This is a genomic window from Streptomyces sp. NPDC002564, from assembly GCF_042889645.1.
Taxonomy (GTDB): domain Bacteria; phylum Actinomycetota; class Actinomycetes; order Streptomycetales; family Streptomycetaceae; genus Streptomyces.
On the sequence record NZ_JBIARE010000007.1, the window covers coordinates 484,117 to 509,007 of the forward strand.

A 24,891-nucleotide genomic window follows, 5' to 3' on the forward strand; every position below is an offset into this window, starting at 1 on the left:
GCGTCCGTCCGCGCCGTCGTCGGCGCGGACCGGCGCCCGGGTCGGCCCCGGACCGGGACGGCCGGACCGGCGCCCGGACCGGGACGGCCGGACCCGCGACCGCTCAGCCCGCCGCGGCGAGCACCAGCGGCAGCACCTGCTCCGCGCCCGCCCGGCGCAGCAGCCGGGCCGCCACGGCCAGGGTCCAGCCCGAGTCCGTGGAGTCGTCCACGAGCAGGAGGGGGCCGGGCTTCTCGGCCAGCGCGGCGGCCAGCTCCGGCGGAACGGCGAAGGCGTCCGACAACGCCCGCAGCCGCTGCGCGGAGTTGCTGCGGCGGGCCGCGTGGGCGCCGTCGGGCCCGGTGTACGTCAAGGTGCCCAGGAAGGGCAGCCGCCCGACCGTCGCGATGCCCTGCGCGAGCGAGCCGACCAGCTGCGGGCGCGCCAGCGAGGGAACGGCGACGACGCCCACCGGCCGGGCCAGGGCGTCCGGCCCGTCCGTCGCCCAGCCGCCCGCGGAGCGCGCCCAGTCGGCGAGCACGGCCACCGCGGCCTTCAGGACGTCGTCGGGGACCGGGGCGTCCGGCGCGTTCTCGGCGAGGAGCGGGCGCAGGCGGTTGCCCCAGCCGATGTCCGAGAGCCGCCCGAGCGCCCGCCCGGTGGAGCACTGCTCCTTGGCGGGGATCCGGCCCTTGAGGTCGACGCCCAGCGCGGGCATGCCCGTCGGCCACATCCGGCGCGGCTCGACCTCGACCCCGGGGCGGTCCAGCTCCTTCGCCGCCCCGGTGAGCGCCTCCGCCGAGACGGACGCGTCGGTCCAGGGGCCCGCGCAGTTGTCGCAACGGCCGCACGGGGCGGCCCCTTCGTCGTCCAGCTGCCGGCGCAGGAACTCCATCCGGCACTGGGTCGTGCCCACATAGTCCCGCATGGCCTGCTGCTCGGCCTGGCGCTGCTTGGCCACCCACGCGTACCGCTCGGCGTCGTAGATCCACGGCTCGCCGGTGGAGATCCAGCCGCCCTTGACCCGCTTCACCGCGCCGTCCACGTCGAGCACCTTGAGCATGGTCTCCAGGCGGGTGCGGCGCAGCTCGACCACGGCTTCCAGCGCCGGTACGGACAGCGGCCGTCCGGCGTCGGCGAGGGCGGTGAGGGTCTGGCGGACCTGCTCCTCGGGCGGGAAGGCGGTGTCGGCGAAGTAGCGCCAGATGGCCTCGTCCTCCTTGCCCGGCAGCAGCAGCACGTCCGCGTGCTCGACGCCGCGGCCCGCACGGCCCACCTGCTGGTAGTACGCGATCGGCGAGGACGGCGAGCCGAGGTGGACCACGAAGCCCAGGTCCGGCTTGTCGAAGCCCATGCCGAGCGCCGAGGTGGCGACCAGCGCCTTGACGCGGTTCTCCTGGAGGTCGATCTCGGCCTGCAGCCGGTCGGCGTTCTCCGTGCGCCCGGTGTAGGAGGCGACGGTGAAGCCGCGCTGGCGCAGGAAGGCCGTGGCCTCCTCGGCGGCGGCGACCGTCAGGGCGTAGATGATGCCGGAGCCCTGCAGCTCGTCCAGGTGCTCGGCGAGCCAGGCCAGCCGGTGCGCGGCGTCCGGCAGTTGGACCACGCCCAGGCGCAGGCTCTCCCGCTCCAGCGGGCCGCGCAGCACCAGGGCCTCACCGGCGCCGGTGCCCAGCTGCTCGGCCACGTCCGCGGTCACGCGCGCGTTGGCCGTCGCGGTGGTGGCCAGGACGGGCACCCCGGCCTGCAGCTCGGCGAGCATCGCCCGCAGCCGGCGGTAGTCCGGCCGGAAGTCGTGGCCCCAGTCGGAGATGCAGTGCGCCTCGTCCACCACCAGGAGGCCGGTGGTGGCCGCGAGCCGGGGCAGCACCTGGTCGCGGAAGTCCACCGAGTTGAGCCGCTCGGGGCTGACCAGGAGGACGTCGGTCTCGCCGCGCTCGACCTCCTCGTAGATCGTCTCCCACTCCTCGGGGTTGGCGGAGTTGATCGTGCGGGCCTGGATGCCGGCGCGCGCCGCGGACTCGACCTGGTTGCGCATGAGGGCCAGGAGCGGCGAGATGATCACGGTGGGGCCCGCGCCGCGCCGCCGCAGCAGGGCGGTCGCCACGAAGTACACCGCGGACTTGCCCCAGCCGGTGCGCTGGACCACCAGGGCCCGCCGCCGCTCCTCGACCAGGGCCGCCACGGCCTGCCACTGGTCCTCCCGCAGCCGCGCCGACCCCCCGGGGTCGCCGACGAGCTCGGCGAGGATGGCGTCGGCTTCGGTACGCAGCTCCTGGTTGGTCATGACCCCATGCAACCCGATGCCACTGACAATCGCCCAATTCGCCACGGGACCGTGCCGCGCCGTGCGGGCGTCACGGCCGCCGATCTGGGCAGGGATATATGCAGCGCATCGTCCGATTCCGGCCCTCGGCGCCGATTGCTCGTTGCCGCGGGCGACGGCGACGGGAAGAATTGGGATCGCTCCCCGTGCGGCTCCCCGAGGTCCGGTAGGGCTGTGCCGCGGTGCGCTCCCCCAGTCCGTCCCCGCCCTCCCGTAGGGGGCGCGTAGCCGAAGGGAGGACCGTGACCTTCGGATTCGCTTCGTCCGGTGCGGCAGGGATGTCGGGACACCTGACATCGGCCGCGTTGTCCGCCGACTCCGCCCACCGACTGGCCCGGATGCTCGAACCCGCGGAGTGGTCCGCCGCCGGAATTCCGCTGCTGCGCAACCCCCGGGAGGTCGTGGGCGCCCTGCACGCCCTGCACCGGCCGGGCCCCGCGACGGCCGTCCTCGCGGTGCTGGATCCGGACGAACGGCTGCGGGCGAGCGCCTCGTTCAGCCGCCGTGCGACGGCGACGGACGGCTGGGTGTTCCGCAACGCGCTGCTGGCGCAGCTGCGCCGGGTGATCCCGCACGATCTGCGCCGCCGCACCCCGGTGCGCACCGCCGTCCTGCTCTACTGCCGGGACGGGGACGCCCGTTGGACCCAGGAGGACGGGGCCTGGATGTGGGGGCTGCGGGACGCGTGCACGCTGCACGGGCTGCGCTGCGGCGCGTACATCACGCTGACGCAGGACGGCTGGCAGGTGCTCGGCGAGGGGCGCGCCGGGCGGCGGCCGAGCGTCGGTTCGCGGCCCGAGACCTTCTCCGAGACGGATCCGCCCGCGCCGCGCACCGGAGGCGCCGCCTCCGAGGTACTGCGCCGCGCGGCGGCACGCTGACCGCGCCCGCCCGCCGGCACCGGGTCGGCGCGGTGCCGGTCCTTCCCGTGCCCATGGCTCCCGGGGAGCCGCACGCACGGCACGGACCGGCACCCGCGGGGCCCGGCCGAACCCGCACCGGGCAAGCCCGGACCGTCACACCGTGCTTCTGCCCGCCCGGCGCCGCAGGGCGCCGACGGACAGGACGACGTCCGCACGGCACGACCGCGCGGCCGGCATCGGGAGCCGACCGCGGGACGCCGGTGTCAGACGCCCGCGCCCAGCATCGAGTTGATGCGCTGCGGGTCGCCGCAGACGATCAGCAGGGTGCTCGCGCGGCCGAGCGCCGTCGGCAGCGCGGCGACCGCGGTCTCCTCGCTGCCGCCGTTGACGGCGACGACGACCACCGGCCGGGACGCGGCACGGGTGAGCGCGGCGGCGTCGGCGTAGAAGACGTCGTCACCCGCCTCGTGCTGGGCCCAGTAGGCGGTCTCGCCGAAGGACAGCTCGTGCGTGGCCCACGGGTGGGCGTCGCCGGTGGTGATCACCAGGACGTCCCCGGGCGCGCGCCCGGAGTCCAGCAGCAGGTCGACGGCTTCCTCGGCCGCGTCCAGCGCGCCCTCGGCCGAGGCCGGGATGAGCTGGATCTGCGGAACCGCGGCCGTGGCGGCCGTGGCGGCCGTGGCATCGGAGGGGCCGGTGGCAGCCGGGGCGGACGGCCCGGGCTTGACGGCCGTGTCGCGGGGCGTGCGCTGCGCGGGCGGCGTCGGCCGGGCGGGACCCGGACGGCCTGGACGCGGCGGAGCCGCGGGACGCGGACCGGGTACGGGGCGGGGGGTCGGCGCGGTGCGGGGACCCTGGGCACTCTCGTGAATCTGAGGCTCCTCGGGAATGAGAGGCATGAAGTGTTGTCTATCAAACGCCGATGCGACTCGCGTCGGCGGGTGGCACATGAGTGCGACCGGAAGTGCCGGGAAAGCGTCAGAACTCAAAGCCGAGCTGACCCTCGATTTCCGGAACTTTTCCGTCCGCCCAGCTGCGGGCCTTCTTGAGGTGCCGCCACTGGGGCAACGCATCAAGATACGCCCACGAAAGCCGGTGGTACGGGGTGGGCCCCCGCTCCTCCAGCGCGGCCTTGTGCACCGGCGACGGATAGCCGGCGTTGGCCGCAAAACCGAAGTCTGCATGTTCGATGCCCAGTTCGGCCATCATTTTGTCGCGCCGGACCTTGGCGATCACCGAAGCCGCGGCCACGGCGATGCAGGACTGGTCCCCCTTGATCACGGTGCGAACCTGCCAGGGAGTGCCGAGATAGTCGTGCTTCCCGTCGAGGATGACCGCGTCCGGGCGGACCGGCAGCCCCTCCAGGGCGCGCACCGCGGCGAGCCGCAGCGCGGCCGTCATCCCCAGCGCGTCGATCTCCTCGTGCGAGGCGTGACCGAGGGCGTGTGCCGTGACCCAGCTCTCCAGCTCCTCGGCGAGCGCGGTGCGCCGCTTGGGGCTGATCAGCTTGGAGTCGGTGAGCCCTTCGGGCGGCCGGCGCAGTCCCGTGACCGCCGCGCAGACGGTGACCGGGCCTGCCCACGCGCCGCGCCCGACCTCGTCGACACCGGCGACGATCTTCGCTCCGGTGGTGGCGCGCACAGAGCGCTCGACGGTGTGGGTGGGTGCTTCGTACGGCATGGCGCCAGACAGCGTACGCCGCCGGGGACGGCCCGCGACACCCAGGCCCGCCGCACCGCTCGGGAGCCGCTCCGCGGGGCGTTCCGAGGCAGGCGGAGATCCTGTCCGGAAACCGCCCCTCAGGCACGCAGCAGCGGGACCATCACCTGGTCGATCAGTGCCTCGAATTCCTCGTCCCGCCATTCGCTTCCGCACACCTTCGAGCGGTACATGAACATGGCCGGAATGACGTCGCAGACATACTCGTCCATTCCTCCGGAACGGACCTCTCCGCGCTCGATTCCACGACGTACGACCTCTTTGATCAGTTTAACGCTCGGCTCGACGACACCCTCGAAGATCACTTCATGGAAGCGCTCGGCCGTTGCCGTGTCGCATTCGTGAAGCACCGCACGCAGCGCGAATCCCGGGCGCGAGAACATCGTCACCCGCATTTCCCGGCAGAGCTGCAACAGGTCGTCCCGGACGCTGCCGAGGTCCGGGGCGCTGTCGAGCCGGGGCAGGCCGGCCCGCAGCGCGTGCACGACCAGGTCCTCCTTGGACGACCAGCGGCGGTACACGGCCGCCTTGCCGGTCTGCGCCCCGGCCGCCACGCCTTCCATGGTCAGCCCGCTCCAGCCGACCGTACTGAGCTGCTCCAGGGCGGCATCGAGGATCGCCCGCTCCAGGACGGGACCCCGGCGCCGCGGGGAGGCCGGCGGGGATGCCGGCGGGGGTGCCGTCCGGGCCGGAACGGCCGTCCAGCGCGAAGTAGCCATCAGTTTCTCTCCATGGAGCGAGCAAGAAGGGCGGAGAACAGACAAAGGGTCAGTGAACGCTTGCGTTCACTCAAGAGGAGTCACTACCGTCGTAGTGGACAGTGAACGGGTCCGTTCACTAAGGAACTTGCGGGGGATCATGACAAGTACCTCTCAGCTGACGAAGAATCAAAAGCCCGGGGCCGCCCGCCGAGAGGGACACCCCGGCATGGCTCTGACCGTTATCGCTGCCTGCCAACTCATGGTGGTCCTGGACGCGACGATTGTGAACATCGCGCTCCCGCACATCCAGGGCGCCCTCAAGTTCTCGACGACCGACCTGACGTGGGTCGTCAGCGCGTACACCCTCACCTTCGGCGGACTGCTGCTGCTCGGCGGCCGCGCCGGAGACATCCTGGGACGCCGTCGCGTCTTCATGGCCGGCATCCTCCTGTTCACCGCGGCCTCGCTGCTGGGCGGATTCGCCCAGGAGCCCTGGCAGTTGCTGGCCGCGCGCGCCCTGCAGGGCGTCGGCGGCGCCATCGCGTCGCCCACCTCGCTGGCCCTCATCACGACGACCTTCCCCGAAGGACCCGAGCGGAACCGCGCGTTCGGCGTCTTCGCCGCCGTCTCCGCAGGTGGTGGCGCGATCGGGCTGCTGGCGGGCGGCATGCTCACCGAGTGGCTCGACTGGCGCTGGGTCCTGTTCGTGAACGTGCCCATCGGTGTCCTCATCGCCGTCCTCACCCCTCTCTACATCAACGAGTCCGAACGCCACCCCGGCCGCTTCGACATCCTGGGGGCACTGACCTCGACCCTCGGCATGGCCTCGCTCGTGTACGGCTTCATCCGGGCCTCCGAGGAGGGCTGGCGCGACAGCCTCACCGTGGGTTCGTTCGTTGCCGCCGTCGTCCTGCTGCTCGCCTTCGTGTTCGTCGAGAAGCGGGCGAAGGAACCGATCACGCCCCTGCGGATGTTCGCCGACCGCAACCGCTCGGGCACCTACGTGATCATGCTGAGCCTGGCCGCGGCGATGTTCGGCATGTTCTTCTTCATCGTCCTCTTCGTGCAGAACATCCTGAACTACACGCCGATCGAGGCGGGCCTCGCCTTCCTGCCGGTCACGTTCGTGATCGCCATCGGCGCGGCCCTCTCCCAGAAGTTCCTTCCCGTACTCGGCCCCAAGCCGTTCATGGTGACCGGTTCGATCATCGTCGCGCTCGGCCTCGGCTGGCAGACCCTGATCGGCCCCGACAGCTCGTACGTCGGCGGCGTGCTCGGCCCGATGCTCCTCTTCGGCTTCGGCATGGGCCTGAACTTCGTGACCCTGACCCTGACCGCCGTCTCCGGAGTGGCCCTCCACGAGGCGGGCGCGGCCTCCGGCCTCCTCAACGCCACGCAGCAGGTGGGCGGTTCGCTCGGCCTCTCCATCCTCACCACGGTCTTCGGCACGGCGAGCCGCAACGAAGCCAAGGACCAGATGGCCGACTTCATGGCCAACGCCACGCCGGAACAGAAGGCCACCTTCGCCAAGACCCACGAGCTCCCCGCCCCCTGGGGCCACGAGGTGCTCTCCGAGGGCATCTCGACCGCCTTCATCCCGGCCGCGGCCATGGCGGTGCTCGCCCTGATCACCGCCGCGGTCGTGATCCGGGTCCGCAAGAGCGACCTCGACGCGCTGGCCGGCACGGCGAGCGCGGCGGGCCCCGCGGGCGGCTGACCGCACGGGCCACCACCCCGGCCACCGCCCTTGCCGGGCCGACCCTGCCACCACGGTCGGCCCGGCTTCCGCGTCTTCACGGCACGCACCCGCGCGGACCACGTCGCGGACCACGTCCCTGAGCTGTTTCATCAGTCCGTCGAGCCGTCAAGCCGTCAATACGAAGTGTCCGAGGTGTCCCTGCGCGCGCCGCAGAGGGTGGCGTCCACCCGGAGGGGCCGGTCCTCGATGATCCGCCGCGCCCGGGACTCGCCGAGGCTGGTCGCGAACCACGGGGCGTCCCCGCCGTCGAGGTCGTCGGCGATCTCCCTGAGCGCGCAGGAGCGCACCGGCTCGGGCAGCCGGTCGAGGGCGGGCACCGCGTCGGCCGACAGCTGCCGCGTGTAGTCCAGGTCGAACTTCCCGGTCTCCTCGTAGCGCCGCACATTGCGCTCGGCGATCAACGCGTCGGGGGTCAGCAGCCCGAACGCCAGCACCCCCGCCGCCGCACTGGCGGCGACGGCCCTCGGCAGCCACCGGGCGCCCCAGACGCCCGCGGCCATGATCAGAACGATGATCACGCCGAGCCAGAGCTCCCCGGCGACCACCGAGATCCGCATCCTGGTCAGGCCGTACGCCTCCACGTACATGTCCATCCGGCGCACCGCCGACGCCACCACGACCAGCGTCATCACGCACAGCGTGCCGAGCACCGCGCGCACCAGCGTGCGGTCCTGCGCGCCGCCCCGGGGCGCCCAGCGCAGGGCGAACACGATGACGACCAGCGTCAGCAGCGTCGCCAGGAGCAGCTGCCAGAACCCCTGCCGCGCGTAGGCGCTGTACGTGAGTCCCGTCTTGTCCAGGACGGTGTCGTACCCGCCGAAGAGCACGGCGAGTTGGACCGCGTTGAACGCCGCGAAGAGCACGTTCAGCACGATCAGGGGCAGCGCCCACTCGACCCGGCCGCGGGCGCGCCCCGGCTTCACCACGAGCCGGTCCCAGCGCACCGGCGAGGCCGCGGCACGGGCCACTGCGAGCGCCCCGACCATGCCCGCGATCAGCAGCAGAACCCGCCAGGGGCTCCCGGTGAGGGAGGCGTCGGGTATCAGCTCGCCGAGCAGGTCCGCGAAGGCGGCATCGGCACCGGCGAACAGCGCACCGAAGACGAGCAGCAACGCCGCCGCTATCCCGACGGCCCGCAGCACGGGCCCGGCGCCGCGCGCCCCGCTCGTCCGCTCGCGCACGCCGCGCCAGCCCCAGCGGAGGCCGGAGAAGATCCCGTCGTAGAGACCGAGGGGGCTCAGGAGGATGCCGATCCAGGTCCGGCTGCCGTGCAGCGCGAGCGAGCCGAGCGCGACCGCGGCGACGATCGCGAGGAACGACGTCCACCCCGCGTCGCTCAAGGCCGGCACGGCCAGCAGCGCCAGCCCGCCGGCGGCCCACGCCCACGACCACGGCCGGGGCCTGCGCCCGGCCGTCTCGGCCGCGAAGTGGGCGGCGAGCGCGGCAGGCACGGCGACGATCAGCAGATTCAGCGCCAGCCCCTCGCCGAGGAGCAGCATGCTCAGGACCCCGGTGGCGAGCACCGCCCAGAGCGTCGCCGCCCGCACCGGCGCCGGCGGCTCGGCCCGCAGATCGGCAAGCAACGGGGCACCCGCCCCGGAGCCCGAATACGCCCAGCCACCGGAAGCCCCTGCCTCCGCGTCGGGCTTGATCTTCGCTTCCGCGTCGGGCTTGGGCCCCGGCTCCGTGTCGGGCTTGGACGGCGATTCCGAGTCAGGCTTCGCCCCCGGCTCCGAGCCGAGCTTGGACTCCGATTCCGCGTCGGGCTCGGACCCCGGCTCCGCGTCGGGCTTGGACCCCGATTCCGAGCCGAGCTCGGACTCCGGCCCCGAGCCGAGCTTGGACCCCGCTTCCGAGTCAGGCTTCGCCCCCGGTCCCGGGCCGGGCTTGGGCCCCGGCTCCGCGTCGGGCTTCGGCCCCGGCCCCACGTCAGGCTTGGATCCCGGCTCGGGATCGGACTCGGACGATGCACGCAATCCAGGTGCCTCGGATGCGTCTCGTTCGGCCGGTGTGTCAGACACGGGACCCCCTCCCGACCGGTGCACACGCGGCCCGCGGCACCCGAGGGTGATCGCAGGACCGACAGGACCGGCATCTCGTTCCACGCGCACAAGCCAAGATCAACTGGCGGCCGGGCCAGCGTATCCGGGCGCCCCGCATCTCTCCCTCGACGCGGTCAGGCCTGTGGCACGACCGTGACAGTGAGCCTTCCGAGCCCCCGCCGAGCCGAACGCCCTTGCCTCGGGATCGGGCTCGGGCTCGACCTTGGGCTCGGCCTCGGACTCGGCGCCGGCCCTGCCCGCCGTGGCCTCAGACCTCGGCGACGGAGAGCCAGCCGGGCAGCGCCTCCGTGCGCTCGACCCACTCCGCGGGCGGCGCTCCGCCTTCGCCGGACGCCACGACGCCGCCCACGATGGCGCACGTCGTGTCCATGTCCCCGCCTGCCTGCGCGGTGTCCCAGACGGCCCGCTCGTACGACCCGAGGCCCCGAGCGGCCGACCACAGCGCGAACGGCACCGTGTCGTGGGCCGTCGTACGACGACCGCAGCCCAGAACCGCCGCCACCGTCCCCGTGTCGCCGTAGTCGAGCATGTCCCGCGCCCGGCGCAGCCCCGCTCCCACGGCGCTCCGAGGCACCAGCGCGATGACACCGTCGAGGAGCTCCCTCGGCGTGGGGGCCACGGGGGCTGCCGTCAGCGCCGCCGCGGCGGCGACCGCCATCGCGCCGACGACCGCCTCCCGGTGCTGATGCGTGGGATACGCGGAGATCTCCGCCTGGTGCGTCGCCTGCTCCGGGTCGTCCGCGTAGTAGGCCCCGAGCGGGGCGATCCGCATCGCGGCGCCGTTGCCCCAGGAGCCCTGGCCCTTGAAGAGCGCGGACGCCAGCTCCCGCCAGTCCCCGCCCTCCCCGACCTGCCGCAGGAGCCGGTTCACGGCGGGTCCGTAGCCACGGTCGACGTCATGGTGCTCGGCGAAGGACCGCGCGAGCGCGTCCTGGTCGATCCTGCGGTGCTCGCCGAGGACGGCCACCACGGAACAGGCCATCTCCGTGTCGTCGGTCCACTGCCACGGGGCGTCGGGCAGCTGTCGGCGCTTGAGCAGGGGGTAGCGCGCGGGCACGAAGAACTGTGAGCCCAGCGCATCCCCCACCGCCAGTCCGCGCAGGCTGGCCAGAGCGCGCTCGAGGCGCCGGTCGGGAGAAGAGTCAGCGATCATCGCTCTGCCACTCTATCCGGTGACGCCGTACGGCTCGGGCTCGCGCCAGCGTTCGAACGGCCGGTCCAGTGTGTATTTGCCGTCCTCGCCGAGGACCAGCATCCTCATCTCTCCGTTCCCCGGGTTGGACAGCGACTCGAACTCGGCCACCGACCAGTGGAACCAGCGCATGCAGAACAGCCGCATGGTGAGCCCGTGCGTGACCAGCAGGACGTTCGGCGGGTGGTCCGGGGCCTCGAAGCTCCGGTAGAGGCTCTCCAGGAAGGACCCCACCCGGTCGTAGACGTCCGCTCCCGACTCTCCTTGGGCGAAGCGGTAGAAGAAGTGTCCGTAGGCGTCGCGGTAGGCCTTCTGCAGGCGTACGTCGTCCCGGTCCTGCCAGTTGCCCCAGTCCTGCTCCCGCAGCCGCGGCTCCTCCCGGACCCGCACCAGCTCGGGGTCGAGCCGGAACGCCTGGAGCGTCTCGTGGGTGCGTCGGTAGGGCGAGACGTAGACGCTCACCCGCTCTCTGCCGAGCAGTTCCCGCAGGTGCTTGCCGGTGTCCCCGGCCTGGGACCACCCGGTCTCGGTGAGTGCGAGCGCGTGGTCGGGCTCGCGCTCGTACACGGTGTCGTCGGCGTTGCCCGCCGACTCGCCGTGCCGGACCAGGATGATGCGCCGCGGGCGTGCCATACGGAAACCCTAGATCGGGTGCCGGGTGCGACGCTCAGTCGGGTAGGTGTCCGGACTCCATCCGGCGTATTCGTCCCGTGAAGCGCCGACGCAGCAACCGGTCGTGCGAGACCACCACGAGCGCTCCCGCCCACTGGTCGAGTGCCGTCTCCAGTTCCTCGACGAGACCGAGCGCCAGGTGGTTGGCGGGCTCGTCGAGCAGCAGGAGGTCGGCGGGTCTGGCGAGCAGCCGAGCCAGGGCCAGGCGCCGGTGCTGGCCCGCGGACAGGGACCCCACCGGGACATGCAGGTCACGGGGCCGGAACAGCCCGTAGGAGAGGAGCAGTTCGCGCTGTTCGTCCTCGGTGAGCCCGAGCCCTTTGCCGAACACGGCGAGGACGGGGTCGGCGGGTCGCCGCACCGGTATTTCCTGGGCGAGGTAGCCGATCCGGCCTCTGCGGACGACGGTGCCCTCGTCGGGCGGGAGCACGCCGGCCATGATGCGCAGCAGCGTGGACTTCCCCGCGCCGTTGCCCCCGTGGATCAGCAGTCGCTCGCCGGCCGAGACGGTGAGCGCGTCCACGGCGAGCCGCTCCCCCACCCGCACGTCCCGCAGGGTCACCAGGGCCCCCTCGACGGCGCCCAGGGCGGGGCGCGCCGTGAACCTCAGCGGCTCGGGAGGCTTCGGGACCGGGTGCTCCCGCATCCTGCGGAGCCGTTCCTGCGCGTTCCGCACGCGTCCGGCGACGGAGGCCTGGACCCGTCCGCCGGCGCGGTCGTAGGCCATTTTGTTGTTGTCCTTCATGTCCCGGCCACCGGCGACGGCGTGGGCCGTGGTCGCCATGAAGTCCTGGAGGCGGCTCTCCTCCTCGCACCACTGCGCGTACTGCTGCTCCCAGCGGATCCTGGCCGCCGCCCGTTCCGCCACGAGCCCTTGATAGCCCGCGCCGTACCGCACCACCGACCGTCGGTCGGCGTCCACTTCGAGGATCGCGGTGGTCACCCGCTCCAGGAACGTCCGGTCGTGCGAGACCGCGACGACGGTCCCGCGGTGTGCCGCCAAGGCGGTCTCGAGCCAGTCCAGCGCCTCCTCGTCGAGGTGGTTGGTCGGCTCGTCCAGGAACATGACCTCGGGAGCCGCCGCGATGAGGCAGGCGAGGCCGAGCCGGGCCTGTTCACCGCCCGACAGGCTGCCCAGGGCCCTGTCCCGGCCGATGTGAGCGAGCCCGAGTCCGTGCATGGCCTTGTCCACACGGGCGTCCGCCTCATAGCCACCCCGCAGTTCGAAGGCGGTCAGGAGGTCGCCGTACTCACCCAGCTCGCGCTCGGTGGCGGAGCCGAGCCCCTCTTCGAGATCACGCAACCGCCCTTCCATCGAGCGGAGTTCACCGAGGGCGACGTCTATCGCGTTGCCGACGCTGTCGTCCGCGGGCAGCTGAGGAGTCTGCGCGAGCAGTCCGGCCCCCCGCTCGGCGACGGTCACGACCTCACCCTCGTCGGGTCGCTCGTCACCGGCCATCAGGTGCAGGAGCGTGGACTTCCCCGCGCCGTTCTCCCCCACGATGCCGATGCGTTCGCCCGGCCGGATCGTCAGGGACACCGCGTCCAGCAGCAGCCGTTCCCCACGTGCCTTGGTCACGTCGTGCAAAGAAATCTGAGTAGGCAAAAGGACCTCGCTCCCCCGTCGGTACACCCCATCGACCTAACGCAACCGCAGTCGCATTACGACGAGTGTGGCAGACTGATCCAGCTAACGCAACACGAGTTGCAGTTATTTTCCGGGCGGCCCGCGGAGCAAGCCCGGGGCGGGCGGCGGCGAAGAGCGGCGAAGAGGAGAGAACAGATGGCTGACAAGGCTGTTCCAGCTGTTCCCAGCGATGCGCGGAACGGCGGGAGCGACGCCGGACGTGGCTCTGCACACGGCGCTGCACACGGCGCCGGACGCGGCGCCGGGCCGGGTGCGCCGCCCTCGGCGGACGGATCCGCGGGGCCGGGCGAAGATGCGGCGGCATCGCCTTCGGCCGCTCCAGGAACCCGCCGCCCCGGCGGCCGCACGGCCCGTACCCGCGCAGCCGTCCGCGACGCCGTGCTGAGCGGCCTGGCCGACCACGGATACCCCGGGCTCACCGTCGAATACGTGGCCGACCACTCGGGCGTGCACAAGACCACGCTGTACCGCCGCTGGGGCGGCCTCGAAGGCATGGTCGCCGACGCGCTGGCCATGGCGGGCGAGGACACGTGGACCCCGCCGGACACCGGAAGCCTGGAGGGCGACCTGCGCGAACTGGCCCGGGAGGTGGTCGACTCCTTCTCCGACGACACGGCGTCCGCGGCACCCACCGCCTTCGTCGCCGCCGCCTTCCAGTCGGCGCGGGCCGCCGACGCCCTGCACGCCTTCTACGCCGAGCGGTTCCGCCGGTGCGAGGCGGTCGTCGCACGGGCCGTGGCCCGGGGCGAGGCGGCTCCGGACACCGACGCGGCGGCCCTCGTCCGCGCCGTGTCCGCCCCGCTGCTGCTCCGCGTGTTCATCACTCGCGAGCCGATCGGCACGGAGCTGGCCGACCAGTCGGCGGCAGCGGCCCTCGCCGCCACCCGCGAGGGAGCCTTCACGCAGCGCTGACGGGACCACCGCTCACGAAGGGCCGTCGCAGCTCACGAACGAAAGGCGGTCGCACCCGCCCGCGAGAAGAGCGGACGTGGGAAATGGGAAACCTGAGAGGACCGGCCCCGGATCACACCGTCCACGACGGCTCCAACTGCACGATGTCCCCGGCGAGCGCCGAGACGTCCGCCTCCGTCTGCGCCCGCAGCGACAGGCGTTCCACCCGCTCGGCCCGGTACTTGCCGTGCTCGGCCGCGGACTGCCACATGGAGAGCACGAGGAACTCGTGCCCGGGCGCCTCGCCGAACAGCCCGCGCACCATGCCCGGCGAGCCGGCCATCGCGGGGTTCCACACCTTCTCCTGCATCAGCGCGAAGTGCTCCACGCGCGGCTCACGGACCCGGCAGTGCGCCACGCGCAGCACGTCCGCGTCCGTGAAGCGCGGCTCGAAGCCGGTCTTCACGTCGAAGCGGTGGTCGAAGAGCTTGGCCTGGAGGTCCTTGAAGGTGCCCGCCTGGGCAGCCGCGAGGCGGTCGTGGGAGCGGGCCATGAAGGAGTCGTAGAAGGCCCGGCTCTCCCAGAAGGCGAATACGTGAGCGACACCGGCACGACCCCGGCTCCACCCCCCGCCCTGCCCCCGGAATCCCGGCTCGCCCAACAACCCCGCCCACTTTCGCTGCCCGCGTTCGAACCCCCGGCGGTCGACCACGGTGCAGCGATTCCACTTGACCAGCACCGCGCCATCGTACGGCGCGCGGCGCGGCCCGGGTCACGCTCCGGCGCAGTGCATCCGGATCAGCACCGCGGAATCGACGGAGCACCGCGCGATACCGAACCGACGACCGAGAGAAGCGCTCGATTCGCCCACAGGAACGGTCCGTTCACTCTCCCGACCGGAACCGCCTTCCGGCGTCGATGCGCCGGCCGGACCCGTGACAGGCCCGGTTGCCCGGCCCTTTGACCAGGAAAGGTACGCCGTTGTCAGTCGTACGCCGTAGCGTGGACGTTGGACGCGCCTGGTGAATCCGCAGCGGCCAGGTCACGAGGAGGGGGAAGTCCAATGAGCAGTGTCAGCAAGGGAATCAAGAAGGTCGAAGTCGGGCTCAAGTGGGATCCGAGCCCGGCCGGGACGGCGCCCAACGACCTCGACATCATCGCCGCGACATACGCGGCGGACGCCCCGTACGGCAGCCCCGTGTATCTCGTCCACTTCGACAGCCGCTCCCCCGACGGGACGATCACGTTGAACCGGGACAGCAGGACGGGACAGGGTTTCGGCTTCGACGAGGTCATGGTCCTGGAGCTGGACCGGCTCGCGGCCACGTTCGGCCGGGTCGTGGTGGGCGTGGCCATACAGCAGCACACGGACGAGAAGGTGTTCGGCGACATCCCGAACACCGCGGTCCGGATCCGCGAAGGCCATACGGACCTCGCGCAGACCGACCTGGCGTCCGTCTCCGGGAGCACCGCTTCGACGGTCGCCGAGTTCACCCGGGACGCGTCCGGCGCATGGTCGTTCCGCCAGGTCGTCCGGGGCTTCGACGCCGATCCGACGTCGTTCGCCGCCCTCATGGGCAGCGAGCACTGACGACCGACGCACCCCGACTTCTCGTACGAGCCCTCGCGGCTTTCCGTACGGCCCCACTCCCGTTGAAGCACTCCCCGACGTGCGTGCCCGCACGCGCCGAGGGCGGTGGTGCCGGGACATCGGCACCACCGCCCTCGGCGGTCACTTCACTCCGGCGGCGGACCCGGATTCAGGCCCGCCGCCGGGACGAACCCGTGATCAGCTGCAGCCGCTGGTCGAGCCGCAGCCCTCGCAGATGTAGCAGGAGCCGGCCCGCTGCATCTTCGTGCCGCAGGAGAAGCACAGCGGGGCGTCGGCCTGGATGCCCAGCTGCATCTCGACGAGCTCGGCACTGGTGTGCGCCTGCTGCGGGGCGGGCTTGACCGTCTCGGCCTCGGCCTTCGGCGTGGCGACGGCCTTCAGGGATTCGGTCTGCCGCGGGGCGGACTGGGCCAGACCCTCGACGTCGACCTCGTCCTCCGTGGGCTCGTACGAACCCGTCTCCAGGTGGCGCTGGCGCTCCTCCGCGGAGTGGATGCCGAGCGCGGAGCGCGTCTCGAAGGGCAGGAAGTCGAGCGCCAGGCGGCGGAAGATGTAGTCGACGATCGACTGCGCCATCCGCACATCCGGGTCGTCCGTCATGCCGGCCGGCTCGAAGCGCATGTTCGTGAACTTGGAGACGTACGTCTCCAGGGGCACGCCGTACTGCAGACCGACCGAGACGGCGATGGAGAAGGCGTCCATCATGCCCGCGAGGGTCGAGCCCTGCTTGGACATCTTCAGGAAGACCTCGCCCAGACCGTCGTCCGGGTAGGAGTTGGCGGTCATGTAGCCCTCGGCGCCGCCCACCGTGAAGGAGGTGGTGATGCCGGGACGGCCCTTGGGGAGGCGCTTGCGGACCGGGCGGTACTCGACCACCTTCTCGACCGCGGCACGGATCGTGTCCTCGGTCTTCTCGGTGATCTCGGCCTTCGCCTCCTCCTTCTTCTTGGCGGAGAGCGGCTGGCCGACCTTGCAGTTGTCGCGGTAGATGGCGAGCGCCTTGACGCCCATCTTCCAGGCCTCGAAGTAGACCTCTTCGACGTCCTCGACGGTGGCGGTCTCCGGGAGGTTGACCGTCTTGGAGAGGGCGCCGGAGATCCACGGCTGGATCGCGGCCATCATGCGCACGTGGCCCATCGCGGAGATGGAGCGCTCGCCCATCGCACAGTCGAAGACCTCGTAGTGCTCGGGCTTCAGGCCCGGGGCGTCGATCACATTGCCGTTCTCGGCGATGTGGGCGACGATCGCCTCGATCTGCTCCTCCTGGTAACCCAGGCGACGCAGGGCCTGCGGCACGGTGCCGTTGACGATCTGCATCGAGCCGCCGCCGACGAGCTTCTTGAACTTCACCAGGGCGAGGTCGGGCTCCAGGCCCGTGGTGTCGCAGGACATCGCCAGACCGATGGTGCCGGTCGGGGCGATGACGGACGCCTGCGAGTTACGGAAACCGTTCTTCTCGCCGAGCCGGACGACGTCCTGCCAGGCCTCCGTGGCGGCGGCCCAGATCGGCGTGTCCAGGTCGTCGACGCGGACGGCCGAGGCGTTGGCGTCGGCGTGCTGCTTCATGACGCGCTTGTGCGGCGTGGCGTTGCGGGCGTAGCCGTCGTAGGCACCGACGACCGCGGCGAGCTCGGCGGAACGCTTGTACGAGGTGCCCGTCATCAGCGACGTGATGGCCCCGGCGAGGGCACGGCCGCCGTCGGAGTCGTACGCGTGACCGGTGGCCATCAGCAGGGCGCCGAGGTTGGCGTAGCCGATGCCCAGCTGGCGGAAGGCGCGGGTGTTCTCGCCGATCTTCTGGGTCGGGAAGTCCGCGAAGCAGATCGAGATGTCCATCGCGGTGATGACGAGCTCGACGACCTTCGAGAAGCGCTCGGCCTCGAAGGACTGGTTGCCCAGGCCGTCGTCCTTCAGGAACTTCATCAGGTTCAGCGAGGCGAGGTTGCAGGACGTGTTGTCCAGGTGCATGTACTCGCTGCACGGGTTCGAGCCGTTGATCCGGCCGGACTCCGGGCAGGTGTGCCAGGCGTTGATGGTGTCGTCGTACTGGATGCCGGGGTCGGCACACGCCCACGCGGCCTCGGCCATCTTGCGGAAGAGCGACTTGGCGTCGACCTCCTCGATGACGTCACCGGTCATGCGGGCCCGCAGGCCGAACTTGGAGCCGGACTCCACGGCCTTCATGAACTCGTCGTTCACACGGACCGAGTTGTTCGCGTTCTGGTACTGGACGGACGTGATGTCGTCGCCGCCCAGGTCCATGTCGAAGCCCGCGTCGCGCAGGGCGCGGATCTTCTCCTCCTCGGTCACCTTGGTCTCGATGAAGCCCTCGATGTCGGGGTGGTCGACGTCGAGGATGACCATCTTGGCCGCGCGGCGCGTGGCGCCACCGGACTTGATCGTTCCCGCGGAGGCGTCGGCACCGCGCATGAAGGAGACGGGACCCGAGGCGTTGCCGCCGGAGGACAGCAGTTCCTTGGAGGAGCGGATGCGGGAGAGGTTCAGGCCGGCGCCGGAGCCGCCCTTGAAGATCATGCCCTCTTCCTTGTACCAGTCGAGGATCGACTCCATGGAGTCGTCGACGGCCAGGATGAAGCAGGCGGACACCTGCTGCGGCTGGGGCGTGCCGACGTTGAACCAGACCGGCGAGTTGAAGCTGAAGATCTGGTGCAGGAGGGCGTACGCCAGCTCGTGCTCGAAGATCTCGGCGTCGGCGGGCGAGGCGAAGTAGTTGTAGTCCTCACCGGCCTTGCGGTAGGTCTTCACGATGCGGTCGATCAGCTGCTTGAGGCCGGTCTCGCGCTGCGGGGTACCGACGGCCCCGCGGAAGTACTTGCTGGTGACGATGTTGACCGCGTTCACCGACCAGAAGTCGGGGAACTCGACGCCACGCTGCTCGAAGTTGACCGAGCCGTCGCGCCAGTTGGTCATGACGACGTCACGGCGCTCCCAGGCCACCTCGTCGTACGGATGCACGCCGGGGGTCGTGTGGATGCGCTCGATACGCAGACCCTTGCTGGCCTTGGACCCCTTGGCGCGGGAACCTCGTGCCGGGCCGCTCGTCGTCTCGGTCATGCCGCCTCCCTGTATCAGGCTAAAACGCCCTGAAGTGCCACGTTCTTCCCGTGGCACGGATGTGTGTCTGATGTTGCGGGCATCACAAAGGACACCCTCAACAGGTCTGGTTCGCCGCCGGCCGGTCGGTCAGCCGGTCAGTCGGCGGCGGTGGCGGGCACCGGGACTTCGACAGTCCCTCCGGGCCCGCGGTCGTTCACGACGCGCTCTCCGCCCGCGTCGCACGGCTCCGCGTCGAGCCGCTGTTCCCTCAGCTCCCCGATGGCCGCCTCGAAGTCCTCGAGCGAGTCGAAGGCCCGGTACACGGACGCGAAGCGCAGGTAGGCGACGAGGTCGAGCTCCTGCAGCGGACCGAGTATGGCAAGGCCCACGTCATGCGTGGTCAGTTCGGCGCTTCCGGTGGCCCGCACCGCCTCTTCGACCCGCTGGCCGAGCAGAGCGAGGGCGTCCTCGGTCACCGGCCGCCCCTGGCACGCCTTGCGGACGCCGTTGATGACCTTCGTACGACTGAAGGGCTCGGTCACGCCGCTGCGCTTGACCACCATCAGTGAGCACGTCTCCACGGTCGTGAAACGACGGGAGCAGTCGGGGCACTGACGGCGACGGCGGATCGACGTGCCGTCGTCGGTGGTGCGGCTGTCGACGACACGGCTGTCGGGGTGCCTGCAGAAGGGGCAGTGCATGAAACTCCCAACCCTCCTTCACGGCACGACTCATAGGCCTCAACGGACCCTGGAGGCCCTCGAAGCAGCCCCAAGCATAGGCGATCCCAGCGGCCCCGAAAGACCAGGGACCACAACTTCTGGGCCGCTGATGCAATCCAACCACTAGATCTGGGGTTTGGCCGCTTTTTGGGCCCCGTGCGTGTCGCGGCGCCCCGCACGACGCCGGGCGCCCGCCGCACCCCCTCGCGCCGCTCGGGACAGGGGGCCGGTGCCGGGCCGGCGGGGCGCCGAGTGGCAATATGGGGACCCCACTGAGGGGGCCATCGCCCCGGCGGTGAAGCGTACCGTAATGAACCGAAATGCCGTTCGGCCCGAGCGTCAGCCATACACCCAAACACATGATCACGGCAGGCAATCTGCGGTTTTTCACTCGAACGTGTGTTTGGCGCAACCTTTCGAAAGCAACTACCGTTGGCTAGCTAGGGAGAGAACATCTCGAGAGGGGCCGACCGACGTGACCACCACCGCAGACAGCGCCACCATCACTGCCCAGGACCGCTCCCAGAGCCGACTCGAGCCGGTGCATGCCATGAATGACGCAGCCACGAACCAGGAGGGGCCCAAGCCCACCCGCTCCCTGCCGGGCCGACCTCCAGGCATCCGGGCGGACAGCTCGGGACTCACCGACCGGCAGCGCCGGGTGATCGAGGTCATCAGGGACTCCGTGCAGCGGCGCGGCTACCCGCCGTCGATGCGGGAGATCGGTCAGGCGGTGGGCCTCTCCAGCACCTCCTCCGTCGCCCACCAGCTGATGGCTCTGGAGCGCAAGGGCTTCCTGCGCCGCGACCCGCACCGCCCGCGGGCGTACGAGGTGCGGGGCTCGGACCAGCCCAGCAGCCAGCCCACCGACACCACCGGCAAGCCCGCCGCCTCGTACGTGCCGCTCGTCGGCCGTATCGCGGCCGGTGGCCCGATCCTCGCCGAGGAGTCGGTGGAGGACGTCTTCCCGCTCCCCCGGCAGCTCGTGGGCGACGGCGAGCTCTTCGTCCTCAAGGTCGTCGGTGACTCGATGATCGAGGCCGCGATCTGCGACGGGGACTGGGTCACGGTGCGCCGCCAGCCCGTCGCGGAGAACGGCGACATCGTCGCCGCCATGCTGGACGGCGAGGCGACGGTGAAGCGCTTCAAGCGCGAGGACGGCCACGTCTGGCTCCTCCCGCACAACTCCGCGTACCAGCCGATCCCCGGCGACGAGGCGACGATCCTCGGCAAGGTCGTGGCGGTGCTGCGGCGGGTGTGAACCTCCGCCCCTGACCGGGCCCCGGAACCAACTGCGCCGGTTCCGGGGCCCTGCTGTGTTCGGGGTGCGACCGCGCCAGGTCCCGGCCCGCGTCGGACCGGTACCACCGCCGACGTCGGGGCCTCGGGGAGCCCCGACGGACGAGCCCCCCGACGGGCGAACCCCGAGGGACGTCCTCAGCCGTCCTGGGCCTCCTCGGCGTCCTCCGCCTTCGCCGCCTGCGCCGCGGCGTCGATCGCGGCGAGCGAGCGGCGCGCCTGGTTACGGTCCGTCGTGTACCAGAAGTCGGGCAGCGAGGCCCGCAGGTAGTTGCCGTACCGCGCGGTGGCCAGCCGGGGGTCCAGGACGGCGACCACGCCGCGGTCCCCGGACGCCCGTACGAGACGCCCCGCGCCCTGCGCCATCAGCAGGGCCGCGTGGGTCGCCGCGACGGCCATGAAGCCGTTCCCGCCCGCCTCGTCGACCGCCTTCTGGCGGGCGCTCATCAGCGGATCGTCGGGACGCGGGAACGGGATCTTGTCCATGACCACCAGCTGACAGCTGGGACCCGGCACATCCACGCCCTGCCACAGCGAGAGCGTCCCGAACAGGCAGGTCTTCGGGTCCGCCGCAAAGCCCTTGATCAGCTCTCCGAGGGTCTCCTCGCCCTGCAGCAGGATCGGCATGTCCAGGCGCTCCCGCAGCTCCTCCGCCGCGCCCTGGGCGGCGCGCATCGAGGAGAACAGACCGAGCGTGCGCCCGCCGGCCGCCTCGATCAGCTCCGCGAGCTCGTCGAGCATGTCGCTCCGGGTGCCCTCGCGTCCCGGCCGGGCCAGGTGCTTGGCGACGTACAGGATGCCCTGCTTGCCGTAGTCGAAGGGCGAGCCGACGTCGAGGCCCTTCCAGACGGGGACGTCCTCGGCCTCGGTGCCCTCCGGAGCCAGGCCGAGGGAGGCCCCCACACCGTTGAAATCACCGCCGAGCTTGAGCGTGGCGGAGGTGAGGACCACCGACCGGTCGGTGAACAGCTTCTCCCTGAGGAGCCCGGACACCGACATGGGGGCCACGCGCACGGAGGCGCCGAAGCGGTCGTGGCGCTCGTACCAGATGACGTCGTACTCGGAGCCGTTCGTGATGCGCTCCGCCACGCCGTGGATGGACTCCACGGAGGCGAGCGCCTGCTTGCGCACCGCGTCCTCGTCCTGGACGGACTTGTCCCGGGTCGAACCGAGCGCCGTGATGACCGTGCGGGCCGCGTCGCGCAGGGCCATCAGCGCGTACCCGAGGTCCTCGGGGACCTCTTCCAGGCGGCCCGGCAGAGCCAGCTCCATCACCCGCTCGAAGCCCTCCGAGGCGGTCTGGAGCTGGTCCGCCGCCTTTTCGTTGACGAGCTTCGCCGCGCGGCGCACGGCGCGGGTCACCTGTCCCGGGGTGAGCTCGCCCGTGGCCACGCCGGTGACCCGGGAGACCAGCTCGTGGGCCTCGTCCACGATCAGCACCTCGTGCTGGGGCAGGACGGGGGCGCCTTCGATGGCGTCGATGGCCAGGAGCGCGTGGTTCGTGACGACGACGTCGGAGAGCTTGGCGCGCTCGCGGGCCGCCTCGGCGAAGCACTCCGCTCCGTAGGCGCACTTCGACGCGCCGAGGCACTCCCTGGAGGAGACCGACACCTGCGACCAGGCGCGGTCGGAGACGCCCGGGGTGAGGTCGTCGCGGTCGCCGGACTCGGTCTCGTCCGCCCAGTCCCGCATCCGCAGGAGGTCCTGGCCCAGCTTGCTCGTGGGGGCGGCCGCCTCGAACTGGTCGAAGAGCCCCTCCTCCTCGTCCTGCGGAACGCCTTCGTGGAGGCGGTGCAGGCACAAGTAGTTCGACCGGCCCTTGAGCATCGCGAACTGGGGGCGGCGGCGCAGCAGCGGATGCAGTGCGTCCACCGTGCGCGGCAGGTCCCGCTCCACGAGCTGGCGCTGCAGCGCGAGGGTGGCCGTCGCGATCACCACGCGCTCGCCGTGGGCCAGGGCCGGCACCAGGTAGCCGAGGGACTTGCCCGTGCCGGTACCGGCCTGGACCAGCAGGTGGGAGCCGTCGTCGATGACCTCGGCGACGGCCTCGGCCATGGACACCTGGCCAGGGCGTTCCGTGCCGCCGACGGCGGTGACGGCGGCGTGCAGGAGCTCGGGGAGGGAGGGCTTCGTCATAGCGCGACCACCCTACGGTGCCCCACTGACATTCCCGCGATCACAGCTGATGGAGGGGGTTGGCCACGGTCCCGTGCACGGCGGCGTGGGGGCGCTGGGACCGGTCGCGGTACCCGTCGAGGTGCAAGCGGTTCCGGTTGAGGCAGAGCCGCTCGATACGGGGGGTGAGCAGGTCGAACATCTCGTACCGCTCCTTGAGCTCCGGAGCGCGCGCCTGGTGCCGGAGGATCTCCGCCCGTACGAGGGGCCAGAAATCGGCCTCCGGGACACCGAGTTGTTCCTCGCACAGGGGTGCCAGGTAGCGGAAGACGCCTACGAAGAGGCCCGAGTGGATGAACTGGGTGAGGAATCCCGGCGGCTCGGTGAGCAGGACCTCACGCACGTCGTCCGGCATGGAGTCCTGCTCGGGCAGCGGTACGGAGCTCACGTTGACGTCGTCCACGAAGTCCTTCACCGCCAGCCGGACCGGCACGTCCTGATCGTCGAAGACGACGATCGTGTTCTCCCCGTGCGGGGAGAACACCGTGCCGTAGCGGTAGAGGAAGTGCAGCAGGGGCGGCAGCAGGGCGGCGAAGAGACGACGCAGCCACGTCTGCGGGGTCAGCCCCGAGCGTTCCACGAGCTCCACGACGAAGGCGCGCCCCGCGGGGTCGGTGTGCGTGAGCGAGGCGAGGGTGCGGGCGCGTTCACCGGGGGCGAGGTAGCGGCCGATCGGCTCGCGCCAGATGGCGCCCAGCAGTTCCCTGTACTGGTACGGGACTTCGGGCAGCGCGTCGTACACGGGGTGTTCGACGGTCACGGACGCGACCTCGCCGAGCAGGATCACGCCGCATTCGTCGCGCAGGAAGGGGTCGGCGTCGCGCAGCGCGTGCATCCACGCCGTGACCGCGGGCGCGGCGAGGGTGCGCTCGGTCGGCAGGCCGCGCCACACGAGGGTGTTGAGGACCGAAAGCGGGAGCTTCACGGTGTGCCGGTCGGGGCGTGACACGTTGAGGAACGTGCGGATGGACTGCTGGGGAAGACGCAGATCGGCGTCGGCGCAGAGCGGAACGATGGCGTCCGAGGCGATGGACGGGGCGAAGAGCGGCAGCACCACCTCGTCCCACTGCCAGGGGTGCACGGGCAGGTAGAGGTACGCACCGGGATCGAGCCCGCGGGCGCGCAGCAAGGCGGCGAACGCTTCTCTGGTGTCCTCGGCGAGCTCACGGGCGTACAGCTGGTGCGCGGAGTCCAGCCCCGCCACGCCTCGGTAGGCCGCGAGGCCGGTATGGACGGCGATCCACGGGAGCGTGGTGGGGCGGCGGGCCTCGGGCGCCCACCGGTCGGTGTCCACGGCGGAGAAGCCGATCCGTCCTTTGTTGAGGACGAGCCAGGGGTGCCCGGTCTGATGCCCTTCCAGCTCCGCGTAGCCGAGGTCGGCGAGCTGGGCCGCGCCGAGTGCCGTCTGGCCGAGGCGCGCGTCGGCGCTGAGGGTGACGGTGAGCTCGCGGATGAGGTGGCCGAGCGTGGCGCCGTCCAGCCCCAGGGTCCTGCGGGCGAGGACGAGGAAGCGCAGGGGGTCGCCGAACGGCACCGCCTGCGCGTCGCCCTCGGCGAGCGTCACGCCTGCCGGGTCCACGTACCAACTGCCGTAGGCGCCCCGCCGGGCACGGAAGGTGAGGCAGGCGCTCGGGACCTTCTGGCCGGGGGCGGCGGGGGCGCGGTGCGGCTCGGGAGCCGCAGGGGGGCTGTCCGGCGCGGGGGAGGTGGGGGCACCGTCCGGCTCGGGAGCCGCAAGGGGACCGCCCGGCCCGGAGGAGGTGGGGGCGCCGTCCGGCTGGGTAGCCGCGAGGGGGCCGCCCGGCTCGGGTACGGCGAGGGCGCCGCGCCGCTCCTGGGACGCGGGAGTGTCCGCCGGCTCGGGCGGGTCGAGGTGGAGCCGATAGGTGACGGCACGCCCGTCGCCGACCGGGAAGCCGTCCTCGTCCTCCCCCTCCGCCCCGCCTTCCGCACCCTCGACCCGCTGCGCCCCGGGATCGCCTTCCGGGACCGTCTCCCCCACCGGCACCGGCCGGATGACCTGCTCGTACGCGAACTCGCCGATCATCTTGGCCAGCAGGCGACGCCCCGCCTCCCGCCATCTTTCCCGGTTCAGCTCGGGCGGGTCGTACAGCTCGGTCGAGGGGCGGGGAAGCTGGCCGGCGGACGGATTCGGCACGGGGACTCCTCGGGGAGGGAACCGGATCGGGTCGAGCGGTGTACTAGAAGTGATCGGG

The 24,891-nt window shown here is 71.6% G+C and carries 17 protein-coding genes and 1 pseudogene; 5 read left to right on the forward strand and 13 right to left on the reverse strand.

Annotated features, from left to right (window positions below; all coding sequences use genetic code 11):
* Nucleotides 1-103: 103 nt before the first annotated feature.
* Nucleotides 104-2,263 (reverse strand): RecQ family ATP-dependent DNA helicase, encoded by a 2,160-nt coding sequence (locus tag ACFYXE_RS26210; RefSeq protein ID WP_389316168.1) that lies wholly within the window; start codon nucleotides 2,261-2,263, stop codon nucleotides 104-106.
* Between the two features lie 281 nt (nucleotides 2,264-2,544).
* Between ACFYXE_RS26210 and ACFYXE_RS26215 the strand changes: the two genes are divergently transcribed.
* The gene (locus tag ACFYXE_RS26215; protein ID WP_389316170.1) at nucleotides 2,545-3,183 is read left to right on the forward strand and encodes a hypothetical protein; all 639 of its coding nucleotides are present in this window, start codon (nucleotides 2,545-2,547) and stop codon (nucleotides 3,181-3,183) included.
* A 245-nt stretch (nucleotides 3,184-3,428) separates the two neighbouring features.
* Here the strand turns inward: ACFYXE_RS26215 and ACFYXE_RS26220 are convergent, their stop codons facing one another.
* The 3 genes from ACFYXE_RS26220 to ACFYXE_RS26230 all read right to left on the reverse strand — a co-directional run bounded on the left by ACFYXE_RS26220 (nucleotide 3,429) and on the right by ACFYXE_RS26230 (nucleotide 5,603).
* Nucleotides 3,429-4,064: a hypothetical protein gene (locus tag ACFYXE_RS26220; protein ID WP_389316172.1), complete on the reverse strand. Its 636-nt coding sequence runs from the start codon at nucleotides 4,062-4,064 to the stop codon at nucleotides 3,429-3,431.
* 79 nt (nucleotides 4,065-4,143) lie between these two features.
* Nucleotides 4,144-4,845 (reverse strand): ribonuclease HII, encoded by a 702-nt coding sequence (locus ACFYXE_RS26225; protein ID WP_389316174.1) that lies wholly within the window; start codon nucleotides 4,843-4,845, stop codon nucleotides 4,144-4,146.
* Between the two features lie 119 nt (nucleotides 4,846-4,964).
* Entirely contained in the window at nucleotides 4,965-5,603 is a 639-nt protein-coding gene (locus ACFYXE_RS26230) for a TetR/AcrR family transcriptional regulator (RefSeq protein ID WP_389316176.1), read from the reverse strand.
* Nucleotides 5,604-5,742: 139 nt separating this feature from the next.
* Between ACFYXE_RS26230 and ACFYXE_RS26235 the strand changes: the two genes are divergently transcribed.
* The gene (locus ACFYXE_RS26235) at nucleotides 5,743-7,302 is read left to right on the forward strand and encodes an MFS transporter (RefSeq protein WP_389316178.1); all 1,560 of its coding nucleotides are present in this window, start codon (nucleotides 5,743-5,745) and stop codon (nucleotides 7,300-7,302) included.
* A 155-nt stretch (nucleotides 7,303-7,457) separates the two neighbouring features.
* Here the strand turns inward: ACFYXE_RS26235 and ACFYXE_RS26240 are convergent, their stop codons facing one another.
* From ACFYXE_RS26240 to ACFYXE_RS26255, 4 genes are all read right to left on the reverse strand, one after another.
* Entirely contained in the window at nucleotides 7,458-9,272 is a 1,815-nt protein-coding gene (locus tag ACFYXE_RS26240) for a DUF4153 domain-containing protein (protein ID WP_389316180.1), read from the reverse strand.
* A 382-nt stretch (nucleotides 9,273-9,654) separates the two neighbouring features.
* The gene (locus ACFYXE_RS26245) at nucleotides 9,655-10,560 is read right to left on the reverse strand and encodes an ADP-ribosylglycohydrolase family protein (protein ID WP_389316182.1); all 906 of its coding nucleotides are present in this window, start codon (nucleotides 10,558-10,560) and stop codon (nucleotides 9,655-9,657) included.
* 12 nt (nucleotides 10,561-10,572) lie between these two features.
* Nucleotides 10,573-11,232, reverse strand: coding sequence for a phosphoglycerate mutase family protein (locus ACFYXE_RS26250; RefSeq protein WP_361178926.1), 660 nt, complete (start codon nucleotides 11,230-11,232; stop codon nucleotides 10,573-10,575).
* A gap of 34 nt (nucleotides 11,233-11,266) precedes the next feature.
* Nucleotides 11,267-12,877, reverse strand: coding sequence for an ABC-F family ATP-binding cassette domain-containing protein (locus ACFYXE_RS26255; RefSeq protein ID WP_389316185.1), 1,611 nt, complete (start codon nucleotides 12,875-12,877; stop codon nucleotides 11,267-11,269).
* Nucleotides 12,878-13,225: 348 nt separating this feature from the next.
* Between ACFYXE_RS26255 and ACFYXE_RS26260 the strand changes: the two are divergent.
* Nucleotides 13,226-13,831, forward strand: a pseudogene (locus tag ACFYXE_RS26260) (TetR/AcrR family transcriptional regulator C-terminal ligand-binding domain-containing protein); the annotation flags it as partial.
* Nucleotides 13,832-13,943: 112 nt separating this feature from the next.
* Here ACFYXE_RS26260 and ACFYXE_RS26265 read toward each other — a convergent pair.
* Complete coding sequence (locus ACFYXE_RS26265; protein WP_389316187.1) at nucleotides 13,944-14,549, reverse strand: YdbC family protein; 606 nt, start codon at nucleotides 14,547-14,549, stop codon at nucleotides 13,944-13,946.
* Between the two features lie 270 nt (nucleotides 14,550-14,819).
* Between ACFYXE_RS26265 and ACFYXE_RS26270 the strand changes: the two genes are divergently transcribed.
* Nucleotides 14,820-15,401, forward strand: coding sequence for a TerD family protein (locus ACFYXE_RS26270; RefSeq protein WP_389316189.1), 582 nt, complete (start codon nucleotides 14,820-14,822; stop codon nucleotides 15,399-15,401).
* A gap of 198 nt (nucleotides 15,402-15,599) precedes the next feature.
* Here ACFYXE_RS26270 and ACFYXE_RS26275 read toward each other — a convergent pair whose 3' ends face one another.
* Complete coding sequence (locus ACFYXE_RS26275) at nucleotides 15,600-18,497, reverse strand: vitamin B12-dependent ribonucleotide reductase (protein WP_361165923.1); 2,898 nt, start codon at nucleotides 18,495-18,497, stop codon at nucleotides 15,600-15,602.
* A gap of 137 nt (nucleotides 18,498-18,634) precedes the next feature.
* Nucleotides 18,635-19,180, reverse strand: coding sequence for a transcriptional regulator NrdR (gene nrdR, locus ACFYXE_RS26280; protein WP_062773713.1), 546 nt, complete (start codon nucleotides 19,178-19,180; stop codon nucleotides 18,635-18,637).
* Between the two features lie 496 nt (nucleotides 19,181-19,676).
* Here nrdR and lexA point away from each other — a divergent pair, with 496 nt between their 5' ends.
* On the forward strand, nucleotides 19,677-20,462 hold the full coding sequence (gene lexA, locus ACFYXE_RS26285; protein WP_030778599.1) for a transcriptional repressor LexA: 786 nt from the start codon (nucleotides 19,677-19,679) through the stop codon (nucleotides 20,460-20,462).
* Nucleotides 20,463-20,638: 176 nt separating this feature from the next.
* Here the strand turns inward: lexA and ACFYXE_RS26290 are convergent, their stop codons facing one another.
* Together ACFYXE_RS26290 and ACFYXE_RS26295 are read right to left on the reverse strand one after the other, a co-directional pair.
* Nucleotides 20,639-22,636, reverse strand: coding sequence for an ATP-dependent DNA helicase (locus tag ACFYXE_RS26290; protein WP_389316193.1), 1,998 nt, complete (start codon nucleotides 22,634-22,636; stop codon nucleotides 20,639-20,641).
* Between the two features lie 40 nt (nucleotides 22,637-22,676).
* Nucleotides 22,677-24,833: an IucA/IucC family protein gene (locus tag ACFYXE_RS26295; protein ID WP_389316195.1), complete on the reverse strand. Its 2,157-nt coding sequence runs from the start codon at nucleotides 24,831-24,833 to the stop codon at nucleotides 22,677-22,679.
* Between the last annotated feature and the right edge of the window lie 58 nt (nucleotides 24,834-24,891).

Bases quoted from the DNA above. Each gene is read 5' to 3' on its own strand.
- ACFYXE_RS26210 (WP_389316168.1), bottom strand. From the start codon at position 2,263: ATGACCAACCAGGAGCTGCGTACCGAAGCCGACGCCATCCTCGCCGAG.
- ACFYXE_RS26220 (WP_389316172.1), bottom strand. From the start codon at position 4,064: ATGCCTCTCATTCCCGAGGAGCCTCAGATTCACGAGAGTGCCCAGGGT.
- ACFYXE_RS26225 (WP_389316174.1), bottom strand. From the start codon at position 4,845: ATGCCGTACGAAGCACCCACCCACACCGTCGAGCGCTCTGTGCGCGCC.
- ACFYXE_RS26230 (WP_389316176.1), bottom strand. From the start codon at position 5,603: ATGGCTACTTCGCGCTGGACGGCCGTTCCGGCCCGGACGGCACCCCCG.
- ACFYXE_RS26235 (WP_389316178.1), top strand. From the start codon at position 5,743: ATGACAAGTACCTCTCAGCTGACGAAGAATCAAAAGCCCGGGGCCGCC.
- ACFYXE_RS26245 (WP_389316182.1), bottom strand. From the start codon at position 10,560: ATGATCGCTGACTCTTCTCCCGACCGGCGCCTCGAGCGCGCTCTGGCC.
- ACFYXE_RS26250 (WP_361178926.1), bottom strand. From the start codon at position 11,232: ATGGCACGCCCGCGGCGCATCATCCTGGTCCGGCACGGCGAGTCGGCG.
- ACFYXE_RS26275 (WP_361165923.1), bottom strand. From the start codon at position 18,497: ATGACCGAGACGACGAGCGGCCCGGCACGAGGTTCCCGCGCCAAGGGG.
- nrdR (WP_062773713.1), bottom strand. From the start codon at position 19,180: ATGCACTGCCCCTTCTGCAGGCACCCCGACAGCCGTGTCGTCGACAGC.
- ACFYXE_RS26290 (WP_389316193.1), bottom strand. From the start codon at position 22,636: ATGACGAAGCCCTCCCTCCCCGAGCTCCTGCACGCCGCCGTCACCGCC.